Source organism: Luteimonas sp. Soil_C_5 (assembly GCF_057656615.1).
The window spans coordinates 369,734-388,165 of sequence record NZ_JBDGKA010000004.1; the positions used below are offsets into that span (position 1 = coordinate 369,734).

Sequence of the window (18,432 nt, forward strand, 5' to 3'; positions counted from 1 at the left end):
ACGGCCAATGACCGCAGATCCCGACATTTCCCAACACGATTCGACGCCGCAGGTGCTTGGTGTCCTGGCCCTCGAACTCAGCGACGACGCGTCGCCGGGGCAGGATGCGCTCGGCCAGCAGGCGGCCGGCGAACTCGCCACGCGACTCGGTCGCGACCTCGGCGCGCTGGTGCCGGGGGCGCGCGAACTCGACCTCGTATTCGCTGCCGCGCATTTCGATCCCGCCGAACTGCTGCGTCCCGGCTGGCCGGTCCACCGGCGGCTGGACGAACTGCGCGCACGGGCGCCGCAGTCCGGTGGCGGGCCGCGCATCATCGCCTTCGGTGCCGACGAGCGCGGCGAAGTGCCGCTGCCGTTCCGCGCCGATGCGCAACTGGCCGGCGGTCGCCTGCGGGTGCTGCCTTACATGTTCGTCGGCGCGCCCGATGTCACCGACGCAGTCGCGGCGCAGATGGAATCGGTGCTGCTCGACCTCGGCATGGCCCAGGCCGAGACCGCGCTGCTGGCCCAGGAGGCTTTCGGCGTGCGCATCGAACACGCGCGCTACCTCACGCTGCACGACCTGCTGGCGATGACCGCCATGCAGTACGGCAACCTGGGCCTCGATCCACTGTGGGAGGTGCTGGAAACCGCGCTGCTCGCACCGGAGGCGGAGGCCTGGCTGGATGCGCCGCCGGAGCCGCTGCTGCGGCTGGTCGCGGGCGAAGTGCGGATGGCGCTGCTGACTCCGGCCGACTGGCGTGCGCGCAATGCGCCGTCCGAACAGGACGAGGATCGCCTGTCGCGCGGCCTGCAGATGTACGAGGCACGCCAGCGGCAGATCGCCGCGGTGCTGCAGGCCCACGGCCTGCCGGTGGAGTTCGTACAGGTCGCCTCCGGCCAGGATCCGGTCGCCGCGCTGCGCTGAGCGCAGCGGATACGCGAACCGGTGCGTGCGCGCCCTGCGTCATCCAGTCGACGTCATGCCGCGCACGCGGCAATGCCCCTGAAACCGGACTGCCGCCCGTCAAGGACAGGCGGCAGCCGGATGTCGCACGCCCCGCACCGACGCGCGGGACGCTGGCGGGCGGTCAGCGCGCGGCGATGACGCCGCAGGCCAGACGGTCGCCGGCATCGCCGGTCGGCTGGGTGGCGTAGTCGTCTTCGTCGGCGTGCACGATCACGGCCTTGCCGACGATGTCGGTCACCGCGCCGTCGCCCAGCGTCGCGCCCTCCAGCCAGCCCTGCACGGTCGCGCTGCCGTCGGCGGCGGCGGTGATGTTGTCGCTGTCGCCGGCGTGGTGTTCGCCCTGGCCGACGCGGCCATGGTCGTTGCTGCCCGGATTGAAGTGTCCGCCCGCGCTGGTGGCGTCGGGCGCGCTGCAGTCGCCGGTCTCGTGGACGTGGAAGCCGTGGGTCGTGCCGCCCGGCAGACCGGTGATGGTGCCGGTGACTTCGATGCGGTCGCCGACGGCGGTGAAGCGCAGCTCGCCGCGGGTCTCGTTGCCCTGGGTCGGCTCGAGCATCGCGCCCGCGCCTGCAGCGGCGTCGACGGCCGCAGCCGGATCGGTCGGCGACGGGGTGAGCGGCGCGGTCTCCGCCGCGCGGTCGGCTTCGGCGGCGACGTTGTCGCCCGGCGAGACATCGTCGGTACCGCCGCAGGCGGCCAGTGCCAGGGCCAGGGCGGCGGGAATCAGCAGACGGGTGGGATTCGAACGCATCGAAGTACTCCTCGGTATCGGACGGAGGCGCGGCGGACCGCGCGGATGGAAGTCAGGAAATCCGGATCGGGCCGCAGGCGACACGTGCGCCGATCGCACCGGGCGTCGCGCCCAGCACCAGCAAGGCGCGACCGGCGATGTCGTTGCCGGCGCCGCCGCCCAGGACGGCGCCCGGCAGCAGCAGATCGATGGTGGCGACGCCCCGTGCATCGGCGACGATGCGCCCGCGTTCGCCGGTGTCGGGCTCGCGCCCGAGCACGCCACGCAGCGGATCGAACTCGGCGCCGGCGCTGGTGGCATCGACCGCGCTGCAGTCGCCGCGTGCATGCAGACGCAGGTTGTGCGTGCCGTGACGCACCAGGCCGCCGATCTCGCCGCGCACGCGCACGCCGTCGCCGGCCGCCTGCAGGATCAGGCGACCGCTGACCAGGGAGCCGGACGCGGACGCCAGATTGGCGACGCCGCTCTGCGCACTGCCGCTGGTGGCGATGGGCAGCGCGGCCGGCGCGGCAGCGTCAGGGGGCGTGGCAGCCGGACGCGGCGCGCTGGCGCAGGCGGCCAGCGCAAGCGTCGCGCCGGTGAGGCAGAACAGTCGGAACCGGGACACGGACATGCGGGGCACCTTAGCGGGCCATGCCGCAGCCGGGGATGAAGGACGCTCAGCCACGCGGCCGCCGCGCGCCGAGTTTGCGGGTCAGGGTGTTGCGACCCACGCCGAGCCGGGTGGCGGCTTCGGCGCGGCGGCCGCCGGTGTGCTGCAGCGCGGTTTCGAGCAGGGCGTGGTCGAGCCGCGCGCGCGCCTGCGCGTGCAGGTCGACGTCGCCCGCCCGCAGGCGCGTATCGGCCCAGGTGCGCAGTGCCTGTTCCCAGTCCTGCCCGTCGCCGTCCGCCGGCGTCCTGGTACCACTGCGCGCCAGCAGGCCATCGAGATCCTGGACCGAGATGCGATCCGACGGCGCCAGCGCGGCCAGCCGCCAGCACAGGTTCTGCAACTCGCGCACGTTGCCCGGCCAGTCGTGCTCCAGCAGCCGCTGCGCCGCACCGCGCCCCAGACGCTTGGGCGGCGCGTCCAGCCGGGCCGCGGCGGCCTGCAGGAAGCGTTCGGCCAGACGCGGCACGTCCTCGCGCCGGTCGCGCAGCGGCGGCAGGCGCAGCCGGACCACGTCGAGCCGATGCAGCAGATCGGCGCGGAAGCGTCCTTCGGCGACGCGCGCCTCTAGATCCTGATGGGTCGCGGCGATCACGCGCACGTCGACCCGGATCAGTTCGCGGCCACCGACCCGGAAGAATTCGTCCTCGGCCAGCACGCGCAGCAGCCGAGTCTGCAGCGACGCGGGCATGTCGCCGATCTCGTCGAGGAACAGGGTGCCGCCGTGGGCCTGCTCGAAGCGGCCGACGTGGCGCTTCGAGGCACCGGTGAACGCGCCCGCCTCGTGGCCGAACAGCTCGCTCTCCAGCAGTTCGGCCGGAATCGCGGCGGTATTGAGCGCGACGAAGGGACGCGCGGCGCGGGGCGATTCGCGGTGCAGCGCGCGCGCCACCAGTTCCTTGCCGGTGCCGGTCTCGCCGGTGACCAGCACCGAAACCGGCGCCTGCGCCAGGCGGCCGATCGCGCGGAACAGCTCGCGCATCGCCGGGGTGTCGCCGATCAGCGCATCGGCCTGGCCCGCGGGCGCGGGAACCGTCGCGGCGTCGATACCGGCGTCGCCGTCGCGATCGCCGAGCACGCGCGCGGCCAGGGCCACCGCGTCGTCGAGGTCGAAGGGCTTGGACAGGAATTCGTGCGCGCCGCCGCGGAAGGCGCCGGCCGTGCTGGCGACATCGGTATAGGCCGACATCACCACGACCGGCAGCTGCGGGTGCTCGCGCTTGAGCGCGTCGAGCAGCTGCAGCCCGCTGTCGCCGGGCATGCGCACGTCGGTGAACAGCAGATCCGGTGGCGGCCGCGACGCCAGTGCGTCACGCACCGGCTGGGCCCCGTCGAAACTGGCGACGTCGTAGCCGGCCTCGCTGAGCGCGGTGGCCAGCACGAAGCGGACCGAGCGGTCGTCGTCGACGACCCAGATGCGATGGGCGGGTGCGGTCATGGCGACAGGCTCGTCTCGGCGTCGGGTGCAGGAGGCGCGGCGCTGTCGGCGGGAATCGGCAGCTGCAGGGTGAACACGGTGTGGCCCGGGCGCGAGCGGTAGACCAGCGCGCCGCGGTGTTCGCGCGCGACCTGCTGGGCCAGCGCCAGGCCGAGGCCGCTGCCGTCGGCGCGACCGGACACCAGCGGCAGGAAGATCTGTTCGACCATGTCCTCGGGCACGCCGCGACCATCGTCGGCGACCTCCAATCGCAACGCCAGCGCATGCACCGCATCGCCGATGCGTACGCCGATTGCCGCACGCGTGCGCAGGGTGACGTTCGCCGCGCCGGCCTGGATCGCATTGCGCACCAGGTTCCAGATCGCCTGGGTCAGGCGGTCCGCATCGCCGTGCAGCTCGGGCAGGCTGGGGTCGTAGTCGCGCACCATGCGCACCGCCCAGCCGGCATCGGCTTCGGCCAGGCGCAGCACCTGTTCCAGCACGCCGTGGATGTTGAGCGGGCGATGCGGCTGCGGCGCGGTCGGCGACAGCAGCTGGTCCACCAGTGCGGACAACCGCGCGACCTCGGCATCGACCAGCGCGACCAGTTCCCGCGGCTCGCCGTCGGCGACGCGGCGCGCCAGCAGCTGCGCCGCACCCTTGAGACCGGCCAGCGGGTTGCGCAGCTCATGGGCCAGTCCGCGCAGCGCCGCCGACAAGGCCAGCGGCATCGCCAGCGCGGGATCGGCGCCCGGGAACTCGTCGACCGGATGCGCTTCGAGCAGCATCCCGCCTTCGGCATCGCGCGACAGCCAGGCATCCGCGAACCGCGGTTCACCGCCCAGGAAGGCCAGCGCCAGCCGACGCACGCGCACCGGGCCGTCGCTGGCATCGCCGGGCAGACGCAGGGCATCGCGCAGGATCTCGCCCTCGGCTTCCAGCGCCGCCAGCGGCTGGTCGATCAGCCGACGCCGCCCGACCCCGAGCCAGCGCGCGAACGCCAGATTGCAGTCGCGGATGCGGCCATCGGCCCCGGTCCAGGCCAGCGGCGTGCTCAGCGCGTCGAAGGGGGAAACAGGCGAAAGTGCGGTCGGCATTGCACCAATGTAGTGCAGCAGCGTGGATTCGGGGAGGCGCGTCTGCCGTCTCTGGTCGCCGCGCTGACGCCGGCCGCATACGCATGCCGGGCGGTCTCACCGCGACGGTCGAGTCAGCGCACGCGTCCATCTGCCGCCGTGTTCCAGACGCCGCGCTACGCCGCCCACAGCGGCGGCTTCGCCACCATCAGATAGAACACCGCCAGCATCGCGACGAAGGCCGGATAGCCCAGCGCTTCCCACAGCCGGGCGTAGCGCCAGTACACCGCGGGCAGTTCACTGCCGTCACGACGCGCCGCCGCGGCCATTGCCGCCATGCGCAGCTGCAGCCAGACGACCGGCAGCCACAGCGCGCCGGTGGCCACGAACAGACCGATCGACAGCGCCAGCCACGGCGTCGCCAGCGGCCAGCCGGCGAGGTACACCAGCACCAGACCGCTGGCCGGCTGCACCAGCACCGCCGGGGTGGTGAACCACCAGTCGGCGCGGACCACGAGGCGCGACACCACCGCCTGCGCCTCCAGGCTGCCGCTGCGGTTGGCGAAGAACAGGTAGAACGCGGTGCCGAAGCCGGTGCCGACCAGTACCACGCTGGACAGCACGTGGATCCACTTCACGACGAAATAGGCGTTCATGATTTCTCACTTCTGATCAGGATCCACAGCGCCGCGGCGATGGGCACGTTCTTGGTCAGCGGCCCCAGTGGGTGCAGCCAGAGCGCCGGATCGAGCGCGGTCGCCGTGACCGTCATCGCCAGCATCAGCAGCAGGGCGATCCAGTAGATGCGCCGCCCGGGCCACAGCAGCAGGGCAATGCCGACCAGCAGATCGGCCACCGCGCCCGCGACGATCAGGCCGGCAGCGAGACGCGGGTCGGTGACGCCGGCGTGCGCCAGCAGTGCCAGGCTCTGACCGTTGAATTCCCACAGGCTGGCCGCCGCCGTCGCCAGCCACACGAACACCACGGCCATCCGCAGCAGCATTGCGTCGCGCCGGCTCATGTCCGATCCACCGCTGGGTGCACGACCGCGCCAGCAGGCGTCTCGTCCTCGATGTCGGTGACCATGTGCCAGCGGGCGAACTCGGGCGCGAATGCGTCCAGCGTCAGCAGGCCGGCGGCGGTCATTGCGCCTGCCGGCAACGCGTCGCCGTTCGCGAGCCGGCGCGCCAGCAGGATGGCGGCCATGCACGGAATCTCGGGCCCGTGGTCGTCGTCCGCCGCGATGTGCCAGGCGCGCCGGGCCGGACGTCCGGCTGCATCGAGACCTTCGATGCGCACGACCATGCCGCCGAGTGCCGTGCCCAGTGGATCCAGCACGCCGCTGACGCGGTCCAGCAGCCCGGCCAGGCGTTCCGGGTGTGGCAGCAGCCCCCTGGCGGACAGCGCCGCCAGCAGCGCGAACGCGTGCTGCGAGGCGGCCACTTCGAGCGCCGCACGGAACATCACCCGGTCGCGCACGCCGTAGCGCGCCGGAAACAGTTCGAGGTCCGGGATATCGCACAGCGCCCCGATGCGCGGACGCAGGCGCTTGAACACGACGCGCTCGGGCGCGGCCCAGCCGGGCGAATGCGTCCACTGTCCGCCGCGCCAGATCGCGACCGGCTTGCCGCAATAGCCCAGCACCGCCGCCAGCGTCGCCCTGCCCCGCGGCGCGGTCTGCGCCGGTGCGATGCAGATGTCGATCACGTCCAGCGCCTGCCAGCCGGCGGCCAGGTGATCGACGACGGCCGAGGACAGGGCCGGCACGGTGCTCGCGCCGCTGATGGCGGTCCTGCCGGCCTGCCGGAAGACGGGATCGAGCGCCTGCGGAAAATCGCAGACGAAGCGGCGGCCGTCGGACAGATCGATGTAATGCGCGCCGGCGGCTGCGGCGGCGGCTGCGACCGCATAGGACTGCGCCTGGAACGGACCGGCCGTGTGGATCACCAGCTCGACGCCGAGTGTCGTCAGCGCCTGGCTGAAACCGGGCGCGGTGCAGTCCATCGCGATGCCACGGGCCCGGCCGCCCAGCGCCTGCGCGAACTGCTCCGCCCGCGCGCCATCGCGGCCGGCGACCAGCAGCTCGATGGCCGCGTCGCCTGCCAGCGCCCGACAGATACGGGCACCGAAATTACCGTAGCCCCCCAGTACCAGCGTCTTCATCTGCGCTCCGGCGTCCCTGCTGCGGCGCGCAGTATCGCCCAGCCATCGTGGCATCCGGCGCGGCGTGCGCCGGTATGCGTCACAACGCGCGGGCGGGTGCCGGACACCGCACGCACACGGCGTGGAACGCGCTTGCGGGCGATACACGTTCCGCCCACGAGGCGCGTCGACATGCCGCAAGGATCGACGGCAGCGCGGGCGTCGACCCGCCCGGGCTCAGCGGCGGAAGCGGACGTAGGCGCGCTTGGCGAGATACAGGATGTGCCCGCCGATGCCCGAATCCTGCGCCTTGCGCAGGGCGGTGTTCTCCGCGTACATCATGCGGATGTGCGCATCGCGCTGGGCGATGAGGCCCTGCAGTTCCGCGACGTCATGCGCATCGAGCGCGCGGCCTTCGACGAAGCGCTCCGGCAACTGCCGGTTGACGTAGTACGTGGTGTGGCGCCCGGCGATCTCTTCGGCCGGCCGGTCCTTCGTATAGAAGTACAGCGCGATCGAGCGGCGGCTCAGGCCCGCGTGTTCCGGCGGCAACTGGATCTGGTCGAAGCCGTGCCAGGACCGCTCGGAGGTTTCGAAGATGGCGCAGCGGTTGAACACCGGCGGGATGCTGACGTCGGGACGCGGCGAGGCGTGCGGGTCGCGGAACAGTTCGAAACAGCCCCCCCACTGCGCCTCCCACTCCGGGTTGAGATACACGATGAGGTTCAGCCGCCGATGCCAGCGCTCGCTCGGATGGAAGTTGAAATCCACATGCGGATCCAGACTCATCCCGTTGCGGTTCTCGTGCGTGCCGCCGCCCAGATACCAGGGGTCGTAGAGCAGCCCGTCGATGCCGGTCAGACGCGACAGCGCCTGCAGGAACTCGGGGCTCTGGATCGCATCGTCGAGTGCGCGGTAGGCCGGGCCGAGCTGACGCACCTTGTCCAGGGTCGACTTGCCGCCGGGCTGGCCGTCGTCGCCGACGAAGTTGCCCTGTTCGAAACCCGGAAATTCGGCGAGCAGGCGCTCGGCGACACCGGGCGCGAAGAAGTCGTCGATGACCAGATGCGGAAACGGTTCGGCGGACGCGAAACTGGCGCCGAGCGCGTCGGCGGTCTCCAGAACACGCGGATGGATGATCGAAGCGCCGGGCGATCCGTGCATGGGCAAGACAACAGTTCAACGAGTCCGGAAGTGTAGCCGTCGAGGTCGCGAGCCGCATCGCGGGTCAGATGACGCCCGCGTTCGGTGGCAGGCACACGGCCGTGGGACGTCCTGCAGCAATGCTGCGCATCGATGGCGCCACACGACGTGCATCCTGCACTGCATCGGGGTTGACGGCACTGCGAATGAGGTCCTGCACTCGCCCCGTCGCCGGCATTTGTCGCGGTCTGACGGCCGGCATGTGCGCATCCATCCGCCAGTACGCGGATCGAAGACGCGCGCAGCAAGAGAAATGCCGTGACGGCACGCCCGATGCAGACGAAACCGACACCTGGATTGCTGCCGAGCGTTACGACGATGCACACCGAAGTCCTGGATGGCGTAGCGAAGAAGATCGTGTCGCGATTCAATCCGGCGCGTCGAGAATGCCTTCAAGCGATTGTTTCAGCGCCATGAAATCGCCCCAGGGATGCGCCTTGAGACGCTTGAGCCGGGCCGGTGCATTGCGCAGCGTCCAGGCGTCGCCGGATTTGAGCTTGCCCAGATCTTCCCAGCGCAACGGCATCGACACCGGCGCGCCCGCGCGTGCGCGCAGAGAGAACGACGCAACGGCGGTCGCACCGCGGCCATTGCGCAGGTAGTCGACGAAGATCTTCTGCTTACGGAATTTCTTGGTCGCGGTCGCCACGTACTTGAGCGGATCGAGTTCGGTCATGCCCTGCGCGAACGCATGCGCGAACGGCTTGACCACATCCCAGTCGCTGCCCGGATCCAAGGGCACCACGACGTGCAGGCCCTTGCCGCCGGTCGTACGCACGAAGGATTCGAGCTCGAGCTGCTGCAGCAGCCCGCGCACCTGGCGCGCAGCGGCGACGATCTCCGCCCAGCTCACCCCGTCGCCCGGATCGAGATCGAACACGATGCGGTCCGCGGTGTCGGGCGCATCGGCATGCGCGCCCCAGGGGTGGAATTCCAGCGCGTTGAACTGCACCAGCTCCATGACCGCGGCGGCATCGTTGGCGACCAGATAGTCGCTGGCGCCGGCCTCGTCCTTGAGCCGCACCGTCTCGACCAGGGTCATGCCGGCGGTGTGGTGCTTCTGGAAGAAACAGGGACCCTCGATGCCGCCGGGGCAGCGGATCACCGACAGCGGACGCCCGGCGATCTCGGGCAGCAGCCATGGCATCGCCGCGGCGTAGTAGTCGGCGACATCGCGCTTGGTCAGGGTGTCGCCGGGGAACAGGACCTTGTCCGGGCTCGACAGGCTCGGCGGTACGCGTTCGCTGTCTGCATCGCGTTTCGTACGCTTCTGTGCAGGTGCCTTTGCAGCGGCTTTCGAAACGGTCTTGGTGGCCCGCTTGGCAGTCTTCTTCGCTGGCGTCGCGGCGCTCGTCGATCGTTTGCCTCGCTTCGCCATATCGTTCGCTCCGTCGCGATCGCTGTCGTGCAGATCGTCCACCGACTTGTCGGGCCGCACCGCCTTCAACGACGGCTGGCGCAGCAGACCGTGGCCGCCGGTACCGCGCGAGAACACCTCGACGACGAAGCGCGGCGCGAACCATTTCGCCGCGCGCAGATCGGTGTCGTTGGGCGGCACGTACACGCTGGGTTCGCTGCGGCCGGCGCGGCCGATGCGCGGGGTGAGTTCGTCGAGCAGGGCGTCGCTGAAGCCCGACCCCACACGTCCGGCATAACGCCAGCCGTGCTCGGCATCGGGCCGTGCGAGCAGCAATGCGCCGAAGCCGCTGCGGCTGCCCTTGGGCGGGGTGTAGCCGACCACCGCGTATTCGTCGCTGGCCAGTTCCTTGGTCTTGCGCCAGTCGTCGCCACGTCCGGGCCGATAGCCGCGATCGCTGCGCTTGGAGATGATGCCTTCGAAGCCGGATTCCGACGCCAGTTCGATCGCTGTGTCGGCGTTGCCCTCGATGTGCGTGCTGAAGGCCAGATGCGCAGGCGGCGCGTCGCCGAGGATGCGCTGCAGCAGCGCCTTGCGTGCGAGCAAGGGGGCCTCGCTGATGTCGACGCCGTCCACGTGCAGCAGGTCGAACAGCACCAGTGCCAGCGCGCCTTGGCGCTCACCCGACAGCGTGCCCTGCAGCAGATTGAAATCCTCGCGGCTGCCACGGCCTGCGATGAGTTCGCCATCGAGCGCCGCCGATTTCAGCCCGAGCCGCGACACCGCCTCGGTGATCTCCGGCACCTTGCCGGTCCATTCGAGCGCGTTGCGCGACCACAGCTGCACCTGGCCGCGCGCGACGGTGGCCAGCAGCCGGTAGCCGTCCCATTTGAGTTCGTGCAGCCAGGCCTCGCCAGCGGGCGCCGCATCGCCCAGCTTCGCGAGCTGCGGTTCGAACGCACCGGTCGGCGCCGGACCGCGCTGCGCACCGGGCAACTTGCGCGCCTCGGCGGCCCAGTCGTGGGAGGACCGGGTCGGAAGGTCGACTTCGGCCTTTTTGCGCTTGCGCGCCTTGCCGGTGCCGGCGCGCTTCGCATCCTCGGCCGGCGGCGCGGGCACATCGGCGAGCAGGTCGTCGGCTTCCAGCGTGCCGGCGTAGTCATCGCGATCCTTGAACAGCAGCCATTGCGGCTGCTTCGCGGGCTTGCCGGAGCGCACCAGATGCCAGCGGCCCTTGAGCTTGCGGCCGAACAGTTCGAAACGCAGATGGCCCTTGGCCAGCCCGGCTTCGGCATCGCCATCGGCGGCCCACACGCCGGTATCGAACTGGGCGACGTGGCCGCCGCCGTACTGGCCCTTCGGGATCTCGCCTTCGAACCCGGCGTAGTCGAGTGGATGGTCTTCGACCTCGACCGCCATGCGTTTCACGTCGGGGTCGTAGCTCGGCCCTTTCGGCACCGCCCAGCTCTTGAGCGCATCGCCGACCTGCAGACGGAAGTCGTAATGCCGTCGGCTGGCGTGGTGCAGCTGCACGACGAAGATCGCGCGGCGTCCGCGTGGCGCGGGCTTGCCCGGTTCCGGTTCGCGCGTCGCATCGAACTTGCGCTTGCGCCGGTACTCGGTCAGCGACATCTCAGGAGGCCTTGCGCGTGGTCTTCTTCGCTGCCTTGGTCGCAGGCGCCTTCGCGGCCTTCTTCGTCGCCTTCTTCGCGGTTTTCTTCGTCGTGGACTTCTTCACCGGCACCTTGTCGCTGCTGCCGGCCGGCGTGCGCGTGTTGTCCTTGAGGCTCTTCTGCAGCAGCGCGACGAAGTCGACGACGTTGGTCGCGGCGTCCTCGTGATGGGCCGGCGCGTCGACGACCTTGGTCTTCACGCCCTTGGCCTTGATGCGCTTCTTGATGATGTCCGACAGGCGTTCGCGGAATTCGTCGTGGTAGGCGTCCGGCGCCCAGTCGGCGGCCATCGAGTCGATGAGCTGCGTCGCCATCTGCACCTCCTTGTCGGCGATGCGATAGCTCGACGCGCTGCCCGACGGCAGTTTGTAGTCGGCGGGGTCCACGAGCTCCTGCGGATAGCGCAGCAGCATCAGCACCAGCGCATCGTCCTCGGGCATCACCGCACACAGGTATTCGCGGGTGCGGATCACGACGCGGGCGATGCCGATCTTGCCTGTCTTCTTCAGCGTCTCGCGCAGCAGCACGTAGCCTTTCTCGGCCTTCTTGCCGGGCACCAGGATGTAGGGCTTCTCGTAGAAGCGCGTGCCGATGCTGCCGGCATCGACGAAGGCTTCCACGTCGACGGATTCGTGCGATTCCGGCGCGGCCGAGGCGATGTCTTCCTTCTCGATGACGACGTAGCTGCCCTTGTCGTACTCGAAGGCCTTGACGATGTCCTTCCACGGGACCTCTTCGCCGGTGTCGGCGTTGACGCGCTCGAAGCGGATCGGCTTCTTGTCGCGCGAATCGAGCATGCGGAAGCTGAGATCGGTCCGACGCTCGCCCGACATCAGCGAGACCGGGATGTTGAGCAGGCCGAAGGACAGCGAGCCGGACCAGATGGGACGTGCCATGGGCAACTCCGTTTCGCGGGACGACGGCGGGGCGCACGCGGCGCGGCACCCGGGCGTCGACCGGGAGCGCAGGCTTGCACCGCGCACGTCGTTCCCGCGTCAAGCGTGGATCGCCGCCGGGTTTCACGTGTGCATGCCGCGCGCCGGAGGACGGTGACCGCATGACGACCACCACGCACCTCCCGCCCGATACCGAGCCGCAGCGTCCGGATCCGTACCCCGCGCCTGTCACTGCGCCGGACGATGCCCGCGAGCATCGCGGTCATCGCGAACGTCACGAGGAAGACGCCCACGACGAGGCCCTGGAAGAGACGTTCCCGGCCAGCGATCCGGTGTCCCCGTTCGTGCCGTCGCGCGGTCGCGAGGACTGACCTCGACGCTGCATTCCGGTGCGGGCCGGTCTTCGCATCGGGCATGCGCGCGCGCTCACGATGCGGCCGCCGCCTGTCCATTGGGGATGCCCCTAGCCTGCACCCCGGGGCGGGCGCCTATAATCGCCGGCTGTAATCGGTTACACCGGAGTGGCGATGCGCCTTGACGACACCCTCGAAGCGCTGCTGGCGCGGATGACTCTCGAGGAGAAGATCGGCCAGCTCGGCATCTTTGCCGACATGCTGCGCCCGTTCGCGGCGGACGTGAATCCCGAGATGAACGAGTTGAACGCGGGCGAGCTGCGAGAGCAGATCCGCGCCGGCCGCGTGGGCGCGGTGTTCAACGGCGTCGGCGCGGTGCAGGGTCGCGAGTCGCAGCGCATCGCGGTCGAAGAGAGCCGGCTCGGCATTCCGCTGCTGATGGGCGCCGATGTGATCCACGGCATGCGCACGGTGTTCCCGATCCCGCTGGGCGAGGCCGCGAGCTTCGAACCCGAACTCGCGCAGCGCACCGCCCGCGCCGCGGCGATCGAGGCGACCGCCTGCGGTCTGCACTGGACCTTCGCGCCGACGCTCGACATCGCCCGTGACCAGCGCTGGGGCCGCGTGGCCGAAGCCGCGGGCGAAGACGTCGTGCTGGGCAATGCGTTCGCGGCCGCGCGCGTGCGCGGCTTCCAGGGCGATGATCTGACCGCGGACGATTCGATGCTGGCCACGCCCAAGCATTTCGTCGGCTACGGCGCGGTCATGGGCGGTCTGGACTACAACAGCGTCGAGATTTCCGAAGGCACACTGCGCGACGTGCATCTGCCGCCGTTCAAGGCCGCGCTGGATGCCGGCGCGCTGACGGTGATGAGCGCCTTCAACGACATCAACGGCGTGCCCGCCTCGGCCCACGACGGGCTGCTGACCGATCTGCTGCGCGGCGAATGGGGTTTCGACGGATTCGTGGTGTCCGACTACACCGCCGATTTCGAGCTCGTCGCACACGGGTTTGCCAGCGAGGACCGCGAGGCGACGAAACTCTCGTTCACCGCCGGCGTCGACATGAGCATGCAGAGCGGCCTGTACGCCGCGCATCTGCCCGACCTCGTCGCCAGCGGCGAAGTGCCGATGGACGTGATCGACCAGGGCGTGCGCCGCGTGTTCGCGGTCAAGCAGGCGATCGGTCTGTTCGACAATCCCTACCGCTCGCTCGATCCCACGGTCGAAGCCGCCCTCGATCCGCAGGCGCTGCACGGCGATCTCGCACGCGACGTCGCGCGCCGTTCGATCGTGCTGCTGAAGAACGAGGGCGGGCTGCTGCCGCTGAAGAAGTCCGGCCAGAAGCTCGCCCTGATCGGTCCCTATGCCCGCGACCGCGACAACACCGAAGGCTGCTGGACGCTGTTCGGCGACAAGCGGCTGTACGTCAATCTCGAAGACGGCCTGCGCGCGGCGCTCGACGAGGGCGATGCGCTGGATGTCGTCGACGGCAGCGGCATGGAAGACGCGATCGACGGCGGCATCGACGCCGCGGTCGAGGCCGCGCGCAGGGCGGACGTCGTGCTGCTCGCCATCGGCGAACCGCAGGGCTACAGCGGCGAAGCGCAGTCGCGCACGCAGATCATCGTGCCGCCCGCGCAGCAGGCGCTGGCCGAGGCCGTCGCCGCGACCGGCACGCCGGTCGTCGTGCTGCTGCGTCATGGCCGCGCGCTCGCGCTGCACGGCGCGGTGCACGACGCGCAAGCGATTCTCGCGACCTGGTTCCTCGGCACCGCGACCGGTCCCGCGGTCGCCGACGTGCTGTTCGGCGACTACAACCCGTCCGCGCGCCTGCCGGTGAGTTTCCCGCGCGATTCCGGCCAGCAGCCGCTGTACTACAACCGCCAGCGCACCGGCCGCCCGGAGCTGCCGGACATGCGCGAGTTCAAGAGCCGCTGGCGCGAGATGCCGCACAGCGCGCTGTATCCGTTCGGCCATGGCCTGAGCTACACACGCTTCGTCTACGGCGACATCGTGCTGTCAGCGGACACGCTGGACTGGGACGGCACGCTGACGGTGTCGGTGACGCTGCACAACGACGGCAGCCGCGCCGGCGAGGAAGTGGTGCAGCTCTACATCCACGACCGCGTTGCCAGCCGTGTGCGGCCGATCCGCGAACTCAAGGATTTCCGCAAGGTCGCCCTCGCGCCGGGCGCGCACACCACGGTGGAGTTCGTGCTGCGCCGCGAGCAACTGGCCTTCACCACGCGCAGCGGCGCGTTCGCGGCAGAGCCGGGACTGTTCGATGTCTGGATCGCGCCGGATTCGGAATCCGGGACCGCGCGCCAGTTCACGCTGATCCGGGCCTGATGCGGCGTCGGCCGCGCACGTGAGCACGCGCACGCCGCTGCTGTTGTTGCCGGGCCTGCTGTGTACGGCGCGGCTGTGGCAGGCGCAGATCGACGCGCTCGGCGATGTCGCCGAGCCGCACGTCACCGATCTCACGCAGGACGACAGCGTCGGCGCACTGGCTGAGCGCGCCCTCGCGCACGCGCCGCCGCGCTTCGCACTGGCCGCACTGTCGATGGGCGGCTACGTCGCCTTCGAAATCCTGCGCCGCGCGCCCGAACGCGTGACCCGTCTCGCATTGATCGCCACCAGCGCGCGCCCCGATTCACCGGAACGCGCCGCGCAGCGCCGCCGCGGCATCGAGGCGATCGGCCGTGGTCGCTTCGTCGGCGTGACCCGTCAGCTGCTGCCGAGCCTGGTGCATCCGTCGCATGTCGACGGGCCGATCGGCGGCATCGTGCAGTCGATGGCGGCCGACGTCGGCGCCGAGGGCTATCTGCGGCAGCAGGCGGCGATTCTGGGTCGTCCGGATTCGGAGCCGCTGCTCGCGCGTATCGATGTGCCGACCCTGATCATCGTGGGCGAGGAGGATCGGCTGACGCCGCCGGTCGAAGCCGAGGCGATGCATGCAGGCATCGCAGGATCGGTGCTGCACCGGCTGGACACCTGCGGGCATCTGCCGCCGCTGGAGCTGGCGGACGAGACGTCGGCGTTGATGCGGGCGTGGTTAACCGCGTCCTGATCGCAGTCCTGCGTCGCGCGCGGGCATCTGATCTGTCGTTGTCGTGAGACCGGCCGGGCGCGCGGTTGCCGTCGATGGTCCGTATCGCTGAAGCCGTCGCCGCACGTGCAGGAACCACAGGGCACTGCTCATGGAAGCGCGACATTTCTCGGGATGCCGAAGGCGGCATCCCGATGCACGCAGCGTCACGGACTTCGGACGTATCGGGAAGACGCGGTGCCCGGGTTACGTCTCCTCATGCTCGCCCTCTCTGGGCGGTTGCGCCGCGCGCATGGACGTCCACCCGCAGCAATGAAATCGCCCGCGTCAGCGGTCGACAGCATTCGAGGGGAGTTGCCCGCTTCTTCGTTGGCGGCAACAGGCAGGCTCAACACCCACTCGTCTTACACCGTGTGTTGCCTGCATTGTCCGGCTCCACGTGCGAGTGCGAATGGCGCAGCCGACTCAGGAGATGCGCAGTCCGGGATCAGACACGCAGCGCCGGGCGCACCTACGCAGCAGCGGATACAGCGCGCTACTCGACAGGCGCCGACTGCACCGGAATCGTCCAGCCCTGCACCAGCGCGTACAGGATCCGATGGTCCTCCGCATCCAGCGGCCCGTCGGCCAGCGCGCGGAAGCGCATGCGGAACGCGCGCGACGTCGCGTCGAGATCGTCGACCCGGTAGCCCACCGTGCGCAGCGCATGCACGGCATCGAAGCCCGGTGGCGCGGGCGGTGTGTCGTCGCGGGGCCACACGCCGTAACCGTGCTCGGCGAGCCGCTTCCAGGGAAACAGCACGCCCGGATCGATCTTGCGGCCGGGTGCGAGATCGGAATGGCCGATGACGTTCTCCGGCGGAATGCGCCAGCGCGTCGTCAGGTCGTCGAGCAGCACCAGCAGGCTGTCGATCAGCGGTTCGGCAAACGGCACGCGGCCGCTGTTGTCGAGTTCGATACCGATCGAGGCCGAGTTCACGTCGCTGATCGCGCCCCAGCTGCCGGCGCCCGCGTGCCAGGCGCGGTCGTGGTCGGAGACGAGCTGGTAGCGCGCGCCATCCTGCCCGATCAGGTAATGCGCACTGACCCGGCCACCGGCATTGGCGGTGCGCAAGGTGTCGAGGCTGCGCTGGACGGAGTCCTGCTCGGTGTAGTGCAGCACCACCAGTACCGGACGACGCGCGTCGTGGTTGTCCGACGGCACCCAGTTGGCGAGCGGATTGCGCGGGGATTGATGGGCGCAGGCCGCCAGCAACAGCGCGGCGAGCGCGGGGATCAGGAATTTCGGCATGCCGCATTGCACTGCAGCGGCAAGGCGGAATGCAAGCCGCACTGCGGATCGTCCGACGCCGTGACGCGTCGCGGCCGTCGGTATCGCCACGTCGGCGGTGCGACTGCGGGGTAGTGTCCTATCGCAACGGACGCGAAAACGCGCCCCGCGAATGCTGTCGGCGCGGCCATGCGCGCCGACAGCAGGCGGGCGGACGGCGGACCACGCCGCCGTCCGTCATCGACTCACTTCTCGTAAGCGGACTCGCCGTGCGACGCGATGTCGAGGCCTTCGCGCTCCTCGTCCTCGCTGACCCGCAGGCCGGTGACCAGGCGGGTGATGGTGATCGCGATCGCCGTGACCACGGCGCACCAGACGACGGTGAACACCACGCTGATCAGCTGCACCCAGACCTGCGCGCCGATCGCCAGATCGACCTCGGTGCCGCCCAGCGACTGCGCACTGAAGACGCCGGTCAGCAGGGCGCCGACGATGCCGCCGATGCCGTGCACGCCGAACACGTCGAGGCTGTCGTCGGCGCGCAGCAGGCGCTTCAGACCGGTCACGCCCCACACGCACAGCGCGCCTGCGGCCAGGCCAATGACCAGTGCGCCCATCGGACCCACGGTGCCGGCGGCCGGGGTGATGCCGACGAGGCCCGCGATCGCACCCGAGGCCGCGCCCAGCGCCGAGGGATGGCCCTTGGTGAAGGCCTCGACGATGCTCCAGGCCAGCACGCCTGCAGCCGTCGCCACCATCGTGTTGAGCATCGCCAGCGACGCGCTGGCATCGGCGGCCAGCGCCGAGCCGGCGTTGAAGCCGAACCAGCCGACCCACAGCAGCGCCGCGCCGACGAAGGTGAAGGGCACGTTGTGCGGCTTGATCGCCTCACGCCCGTAGCCCAGGCGGCGTCCGATGAAGTACGAACCCACCAGACCGGCCACGCCGGCGTTGATGTGCACCACCGTGCCGCCGGCGAAATCGATCACGCCGCGGTGCGCGAGGAAGCCGTCTTCGCCGCTCCACACCATGTGCACCATCGGCAGGTAGGCGAAAGTCACCCACAGCAGCGAGAACAGCAGCACCGCCGAGAACTTGATGCGCTCGGCGAACGAGCCGACGATCAGCGCCGTGGTGATGCCTGCGAACGTGGACTGGAACACGATGAACAGGAATTCGGGCAGGCCGCCCGCGTCGGTTTCGGCGGTGATGCCGCGCAGGAACGCCTTCTCGGTGAACGAGCCGAAGAACGCGTTGCCTTCGGTGAACGCCGCGCTGTAGCCGTAGGCGATCCACACCACGATCACCATCGAAAACACCACCAGCACCTGCATCAGCACCGACAGCACGTTCTTGGCGCGCACCATGCCGCCGTAGAACAGCGCCAGGCCCGGCACCACCATCAGCAGCACCAGCAGCGTGGACGTCAGCATCCACGCGACATTGCCGCTGTCGAACACCACTGCCTCGGCGGCGGTCTCGACGACGGCGGCCGCGACGATCTCGCCGGGCGGCGTCGCCGGCGTTTCCTGCGCGAATGCGCTGCCGGTCACGCCGGCCAGGCTCAGCGCACACAACATGCCCAGGCACAGCGCCTGGAACCGGGCTTTCCACCCGCGGGTCTCGTTGGTCTTCATGATGTCT

16 protein-coding genes are annotated in these 18,432 nt (G+C 70.1%); 4 read left to right on the forward strand and 12 right to left on the reverse strand.

Annotation, left to right across the window (positions count from 1 at the left end; translation table 11 throughout):
* The first annotated feature begins 25 nt into the window (after positions 1-25).
* On the forward strand, positions 26-907 hold the full coding sequence (locus AC3A5K_RS13480) for a hypothetical protein (RefSeq protein ID WP_487618215.1): 882 nt from the start codon (positions 26-28) through the stop codon (positions 905-907).
* A 163-nt stretch (positions 908-1,070) separates the two neighbouring features.
* On the opposite strand, the gene AC3A5K_RS13485 is transcribed toward AC3A5K_RS13480, so the two are convergent.
* From AC3A5K_RS13485 to ku, 10 genes are all read right to left on the reverse strand, one after another.
* Complete coding sequence (locus AC3A5K_RS13485; protein ID WP_487618053.1) at positions 1,071-1,700, reverse strand: superoxide dismutase family protein; 630 nt, start codon at positions 1,698-1,700, stop codon at positions 1,071-1,073.
* A gap of 52 nt (positions 1,701-1,752) precedes the next feature.
* Positions 1,753-2,313, reverse strand: coding sequence for a superoxide dismutase family protein (locus AC3A5K_RS13490; RefSeq protein ID WP_487618054.1), 561 nt, complete (start codon positions 2,311-2,313; stop codon positions 1,753-1,755).
* 46 nt (positions 2,314-2,359) lie between these two features.
* Entirely contained in the window at positions 2,360-3,787 is a 1,428-nt protein-coding gene (gene ntrC, locus AC3A5K_RS13495) for a nitrogen regulation protein NR(I) (protein WP_487618055.1), read from the reverse strand.
* The gene (locus AC3A5K_RS13500; protein WP_487618056.1) at positions 3,784-4,863 is read right to left on the reverse strand and encodes a two-component system sensor histidine kinase NtrB; all 1,080 of its coding nucleotides are present in this window, start codon (positions 4,861-4,863) and stop codon (positions 3,784-3,786) included. The genes ntrC and AC3A5K_RS13500 overlap by 4 nt, the downstream gene beginning before the upstream one ends.
* Positions 4,864-5,018: 155 nt before the next feature.
* The gene (locus tag AC3A5K_RS13505) at positions 5,019-5,498 is read right to left on the reverse strand and encodes a DUF2269 family protein (protein WP_487618057.1); all 480 of its coding nucleotides are present in this window, start codon (positions 5,496-5,498) and stop codon (positions 5,019-5,021) included.
* Positions 5,495-5,863 (reverse strand): DoxX-like family protein, encoded by a 369-nt coding sequence (locus tag AC3A5K_RS13510; protein ID WP_487618058.1) that lies wholly within the window; start codon positions 5,861-5,863, stop codon positions 5,495-5,497. Before AC3A5K_RS13510 ends, AC3A5K_RS13505 begins: the two co-directional genes overlap by 4 nt.
* Positions 5,860-7,005, reverse strand: a complete 1,146-nt coding sequence (locus AC3A5K_RS13515; protein ID WP_487618059.1) for a saccharopine dehydrogenase NADP-binding domain-containing protein — start codon at positions 7,003-7,005, stop codon at positions 5,860-5,862. Before AC3A5K_RS13515 ends, AC3A5K_RS13510 begins: the two co-directional genes overlap by 4 nt.
* A 216-nt stretch (positions 7,006-7,221) precedes the next feature.
* Complete coding sequence (locus AC3A5K_RS13520) at positions 7,222-8,148, reverse strand: 2OG-Fe(II) oxygenase (protein ID WP_487618060.1); 927 nt, start codon at positions 8,146-8,148, stop codon at positions 7,222-7,224.
* A 406-nt stretch (positions 8,149-8,554) separates the two neighbouring features.
* A complete protein-coding gene (gene ligD, locus AC3A5K_RS13525; RefSeq protein WP_487618061.1) occupies positions 8,555-11,176 on the reverse strand; it encodes a DNA ligase D in 2,622 nt (873 codons plus the stop codon).
* A gap of 1 nt (position 11,177) precedes the next feature.
* Positions 11,178-12,113 carry a non-homologous end joining protein Ku gene (gene ku / locus AC3A5K_RS13530; RefSeq protein WP_487618062.1) on the reverse strand — a complete coding sequence of 312 codons (936 nt, stop codon included), beginning with the start codon at positions 12,111-12,113 and terminating at the stop codon, positions 11,178-11,180.
* A gap of 161 nt (positions 12,114-12,274) precedes the next feature.
* On the opposite strand from ku, the gene AC3A5K_RS13535 reads away from it, so the two are divergent.
* The 3 genes from AC3A5K_RS13535 (at position 12,275) to AC3A5K_RS13545 (ending at position 15,539) form a co-directional block, all read left to right on the forward strand.
* Entirely contained in the window at positions 12,275-12,484 is a 210-nt protein-coding gene (locus AC3A5K_RS13535) for a hypothetical protein (RefSeq protein ID WP_487618063.1), read from the forward strand.
* Between the two features lie 156 nt (positions 12,485-12,640).
* On the forward strand, positions 12,641-14,818 hold the full coding sequence (locus AC3A5K_RS13540) for a glycoside hydrolase family 3 N-terminal domain-containing protein (protein ID WP_487618064.1): 2,178 nt from the start codon (positions 12,641-12,643) through the stop codon (positions 14,816-14,818).
* Between the two features lie 19 nt (positions 14,819-14,837).
* Entirely contained in the window at positions 14,838-15,539 is a 702-nt protein-coding gene (locus AC3A5K_RS13545; RefSeq protein ID WP_487618065.1) for an alpha/beta fold hydrolase, read from the forward strand.
* Between the two features lie 514 nt (positions 15,540-16,053).
* Here AC3A5K_RS13545 and AC3A5K_RS13550 read toward each other — a convergent pair.
* Together AC3A5K_RS13550 and AC3A5K_RS13555 are read right to left on the reverse strand one after the other, a co-directional pair.
* Positions 16,054-16,809, reverse strand: coding sequence for an N-acetylmuramoyl-L-alanine amidase (locus AC3A5K_RS13550; protein WP_487618066.1), 756 nt, complete (start codon positions 16,807-16,809; stop codon positions 16,054-16,056).
* 224 nt (positions 16,810-17,033) lie between these two features.
* Positions 17,034-18,425 carry an ammonium transporter gene (locus AC3A5K_RS13555; RefSeq protein ID WP_487618067.1) on the reverse strand — a complete coding sequence of 464 codons (1,392 nt, stop codon included), beginning with the start codon at positions 18,423-18,425 and terminating at the stop codon, positions 17,034-17,036.
* Positions 18,426-18,432: the final 7 nt, after the last annotated feature.